General features: G+C 63.9%; 4 protein-coding genes. 2 read left to right on the top strand and 2 right to left on the bottom strand.

Features of this window, described 5'->3' with window-relative positions; translation table 11 throughout:
* The coding region (locus WA702_RS20825; protein WP_425112437.1) for an ABC transporter substrate-binding protein at window positions 1–352 on the bottom strand (352 nt) is incomplete at its 3' end.
* 222 nt (window positions 353–574) lie between these two features.
* Between WA702_RS20825 and WA702_RS20820 the strand changes: the two genes are divergently transcribed.
* Entirely contained in the window at window positions 575–3,370 is a 2,796-nt protein-coding gene (locus WA702_RS20820) for a [protein-PII] uridylyltransferase (protein ID WP_425112435.1), read from the top strand.
* A gap of 248 nt (window positions 3,371–3,618) precedes the next feature.
* On the opposite strand, the gene WA702_RS20815 is transcribed toward WA702_RS20820, so the two are convergent.
* Entirely contained in the window at window positions 3,619–4,152 is a 534-nt protein-coding gene (locus tag WA702_RS20815; RefSeq protein WP_425112434.1) for a methylated-DNA--[protein]-cysteine S-methyltransferase, read from the bottom strand.
* 215 nt (window positions 4,153–4,367) lie between these two features.
* Here WA702_RS20815 and WA702_RS20810 point away from each other — a divergent pair.
* A partial coding sequence (locus WA702_RS20810; RefSeq protein ID WP_425112433.1) for an ABC transporter substrate-binding protein occupies window positions 4,368–4,791 on the top strand: 424 nt, incomplete at its 3' end.

Raw genomic sequence — 4,791 nt, 5'->3', positions numbered from 1 at the left:
CCAGCGCCGTCCATTCGGGACGCGAGTAGACGTAGATCGACTTGATCGGATTGCCGTTGATGCGCGCGACCAGCGCAGCCGAGCCCGCGGTCGAGCCGAAATCGATCGAGCCGGCATTGAGGAATTCGAGCGCCTTGTTGGAGCCGGCCGACTGCACCCAGACGATGTTGATGCCGTCCTTGGCGAACTCCTTTTCCAGCAGCCCCTTCTGCTTCAGCACCATCGAAACCGGATTATAGGTCGCCCAATCGATGTGGATTTCCTTCAGCGGCTCGGCGGCACGCGCCCCGATCGGTCCCACCAGAAACAAAGCTGCCGCCGTAGCAAAAGCCCGCCTCGACAATCCAGACATCACCAACCCCTTTTTCGGCCCTTGTGAAAGATCTATCTAATTCAACGACTTAAACCAGGGGTCAACGAGAATTACGTTTTCTTTCTAAAGCCATTCTCAGCATATTCATTGTTGCTGAACCAGTCCGCAGAGCATGAACTGCTGATCTGGAACAAGCGCCGCAACCACGCCACGCGAATGTTTCGTGACAGCGCAGGCGGCGTTCGATATCCGATCATGTCCATGGACAGCGTTACGACCGATCCCCAATCCGCAGCCAGCACCGGCTTTGACAGCGCAAGCGTCGCGGCCAAAGTGGACGCTCTTGCCGAACAGCATTCCGGCCGCGAGGACATGTTCCGCGCCGCGGTGGCGCAGTTCCTGAAAGGCGAGCTGACCAAGGCGCGCGAGGCGGCGCAGGCCCAGCTCCTGAAGGACCGCCACGGCCGCCATTGCGCGGAGCGGCTCTGCACGGTGCAGGACGAGATCATCCGCATCCTCTACGCCGCCGCGACCGGGCACCTTTACCGTTCGCAGGTGCCAAGCGGCGCTGAGCGCATGGCCGTGGTGGCGACGGGCGGTTACGGCCGCGGCCTGATGGCGCCCGAGTCTGACATCGATCTGTTGTTCATCCTGCCCTACAAGCAGACCGCCTGGGGCGAGCAGGTTGCCGAGGCCATCCTCTATTGCCTGTGGGACATGGGGCTGAAGGTCGGCCATGCCACGCGCTCGGTCGACGAGTCGATCCGGCAGGCCCGCGGCGACATGACCATCCGCACCGCAATCCTGGAGACGCGCTATCTCGCCGGTGACCGTCCGCTCTATGACGAGCTGGTCGAGCGCTTCGACAAGGAAGTGGTGCAGGGCACCGCGGCGGAGTTCGTTACCGCCAAGCTCGCCGAGCGCGAGGAGCGGCATCGCCGCGGCGGCCAGTCGCGCTATTTGGTCGAGCCCAACGTCAAGGACGGCAAGGGCGGCCTGCGCGACCTGCACACGCTGTTCTGGATCGCCAAATATGTCTATCGCGTGCGCGAGACCGGCGAGCTGGTCGCGCGCGGCGTGTTCGACGCGCACGAATACCGCACCTTCCGCCGCTGCGCCGACTTCCTGTGGTCGGTGCGCTGCAATCTGCACTTTCTGAGCGGGCGGCCGGAGGAGCGGCTGTCATTCGACCTGCAGCGCGAGATCGCGGTCAGGCTCGGCTACACCAGCCACCCCGGCATGCAGGATGTCGAGCGCTTCATGAAGCACTACTTCCTGGTCGCCAAGGAGGTCGGCAATCTCACCGCGATCCTGTGCGCCAAGCTGGAGGACCAGCAGGCCAAGCCGGCGCCGGTGCTGAGCCGGATGATCTCGCGGCTGAAAACCGGCAATGCCTGGCGGCGGGTGCCGGAGAGCGATGACTTCATCGTCGACCACAATCGCATCAATGTCGCGGCACCCGACGTGTTCAAGCACGATCCGGTCAATCTGATCCGCATCTTCCGCCTGGCGCAGAAGAACAACCTCGCCTTCCATCCGGACGCGATGCGCATGGTGACGCGCTCGCTCGGCCTGATCGATACGGCCTTGCGCGAGAATCCGGAAGCCAACCGGCTGTTCATGGAGATCCTGACCTCGAACGATGCCGAGGTGGTGCTGCGGCGGATGAACGAGACCGGCGTGCTCGGCCATTTCATCCGCGCCTTCGGCCGCATCGTCTCGATGATGCAGTTCAACATGTATCATCACTACACGGTCGACGAGCATTTGATCCGCTGCATCGGATTCCTGCAGGACATCGAGCGCGGCGGCAGCGAGGAGTTCGCGCTGGCCTCTGATCTGATGCGAAAGATCCGCCCCGAGCATCGGGCGGTGATCTACATCACCACGCTATTGCACGACATAGCTAAGGGCCGGCCTGAGGATCATTCGATCGCCGGCGCCAAGGTGGCGCGGCGGCTGTGCCCGCGGTTCGGTTTCAGCAATGCCGACACCGAGCTCGCCGCCTGGCTGATCGAGGAGCATTTGACGATGTCGACGGTCGCGCAGTCGCGCGACCTGTCCGACCGCCGCACCATCGAAAATTTCGCCGCTGTGGTGCAGTCGGTCGAGCAGATGAAGCTGCTGGCGATTCTGACCACGGCGGATATCCGCGGCGTCGGCCCCGGCGTCTGGAACGGCTGGAAGGCGCAGCTGTTGCGCACGCTTTACTACGAGACCGAGCCGGTGCTGACCGGCGGCTTCTCGGAAGTGAACCGCGCCAAGCGCGTCCTCGCCGCGCAGGGCGAATTCCGCGCTAACTTCACCGAATGGCCGGAGGCCGAGCTCAACGCCTATATCGGCCGGCACTACCCGGCCTATTGGCTCAAGGTCGAACTGCCGCGCAAGATCCGCCATGCCCGCTTCGTGAAATCGAGCGAAGAGGCCGGCCACAAGCTCGCGATCAATGTCGGCTTCGATCCGGCGCGCAGCGTCACCGAGCTGACCATCCTAGCGGTGGACCATCCGTGGCTGTTGTCGATCATTGCCGGCGCCTGTGCCTCAGCGGGCGCCAACATCGTCGATGCGCAGATCTACACCACGACCGATGGCCGCGCGCTCGACACCATCGCGATATCAAGGGAATATGAGCGCGACGAGGACGAGGGGCGCCGCGCTACGCGGATCGGCGAGACCATCGAGCAGGTGCTGGAGGGCAAGCTGCGGCTGCCCGAGGCCGTCGCCCGACGCGCCACCCGCGGCAAGCAGCACAAGGCGTTCTCGGTCGAACGCGAGGTCACGATCAACAACCAATGGTCGGAGCTCTACACCGTGATCGAGGTCTCCGGCCTCGACCGTCCCGGCCTGCTCTACGAGCTGACCACCGCGATCTCCAAGCTCAACCTCAACATCGCCTCCGCCCATGTCGCGACCTTCGGCGAGCGCGCCCGCGACGTGTTCTATGTGACTGATTTGTTGGGCGCGCAGATCAACGCGCCGACGCGGCAGGCCGCAATCAAGAGCGCGCTCTTGCATCTGCTGTCGAGCGACGAGAGCGCGGCACAGCCAGCGGCGTAGTTCAGCTAAAATCGAACTTTGGGCCAGGCACTATGTTCGCCGAAAAGCCGGTGCACCCTCTCCCCTTGCGGGAGAGGGTGGCGCGCGAAGCGCGACGGGTGAGGGGTCTGTCTCCGCGGATAGAGACCCCTCACCCGGGTTCGTCTGCGGCAACACCGTCTTGCCCTCTCCCGCAAGGGGAGAGGGCACAATCATGACCAGCACAGCGTGCTTACCGACTTGCAGTCATAGCAACCATTGAATGGTTGCTACTGGTCCTCGACTCCCGCCACGCCCTCGTGCTGCAGCAGCCAGCGCTTGCGTGAAAGGCCGCCGCCATATTTGACGAGCTTGCCGTCCGAGCCGATCAGGCGATGACAGGGCAGGACGACGCTGATCGGATTGGCGCCATTGGCGTGGCCGACCGCGCGCATCGCCCGGGGTGACTGCAACTGCGCGGCCATCGCGCCGTAGCTCATGGTTTGTCCAGCGGGAATGCCAGGCAAGGCCGACCACACCTTCTGCTGAAACGGCGTTCCGGCCACGCGCCAGGTGATGCCCGACAACCGGTCGAGGTCGCCCTTGAAATAGCCTGATAGCGCCGTCACCAGCGCGGCCGGCGCCTGCCGCTCCGTCAGGATCACCTCGCCATATTGCCGGCGCAGCAGGTCCTTCATGCGCGCTTCATAGTCTTCCCAGTCGAGCGCGCGCAGCGCGCCGGCATCGTCGGTGACCAGCAGCGCCGTACCGATCGGCGTTGCCAGTCGGTCGAGCGTGAAGCGCGCGGGCGACCGACCGCGCATGATCTGGGGTTCTGGCATTATCCGGCCCAAGGGCAATTGGATTGCGATGTCCGGACACTGTTAACCCGCAGACCGCGGCTGTCGACCCGGAATCCGACCAATGGCCGGCCCGGCCTCATCTTGCAATGCCGAAAGCCTTCCTCCACAATCCCAGCCAGCGGTGGCACCCTACAAACAAAGCCATCGGTACAATCATCAGGAGGAAACGAAATCCCATGACGCATGGATTGATCCGTCTTGCCGGCGCGGCCGCGCTGAGCGTTGCCCTGTCGGCCCCGGGGGCTTACGCGCAGAAGAAATATGATCCCGGCGCATCGGACACCGAGATCAAGGTCGGCCAGACCGTGCCGTTTTCCGGCCCCGCCTCGGCCTATGCCTCGATCGGCAAGACCCAGGCCGCCTACTTCAACATGATCAACGACCAGGGCGGCGTGAACGGCCGCAAGATCAAGCTGATCCAGTATGACGACGCCTATTCGCCGCCCAAGGCCGTGGAGCAGGTGCGCAAGCTGGTCGAGGACGACGAGGTGCTGCTGACGTTCCAGATCATCGGCACGCCCTCGAACGCCGCCGTGCAGAAGTACCTCAACGGCAAGAAGGTGCCGCAGCTGTTTGCCGCCACCGGCGCCACCAAATTCA

Origin of the sequence: Bradyrhizobium sp., assembly GCF_049798375.1 — a bacterium.
Classification (GTDB): domain Bacteria; phylum Pseudomonadota; class Alphaproteobacteria; order Rhizobiales; family Xanthobacteraceae; genus Bradyrhizobium.
This window is presented reverse-complemented; position numbering and strand designations above follow the sequence as displayed.

Coding starts and splice junctions, on each gene's coding strand:
- WA702_RS20820 (WP_425112435.1), top strand. CDS start 575: ATGGACAGCGTTACGACCGATCCCCAATCCGCAGCCAGCACCGGCTTT.
- WA702_RS20815 (WP_425112434.1), bottom strand. CDS start 4,152: ATGCGCGGTCGGTCGCCCGCGCGCTTCACGCTCGACCGACTGGCAACG.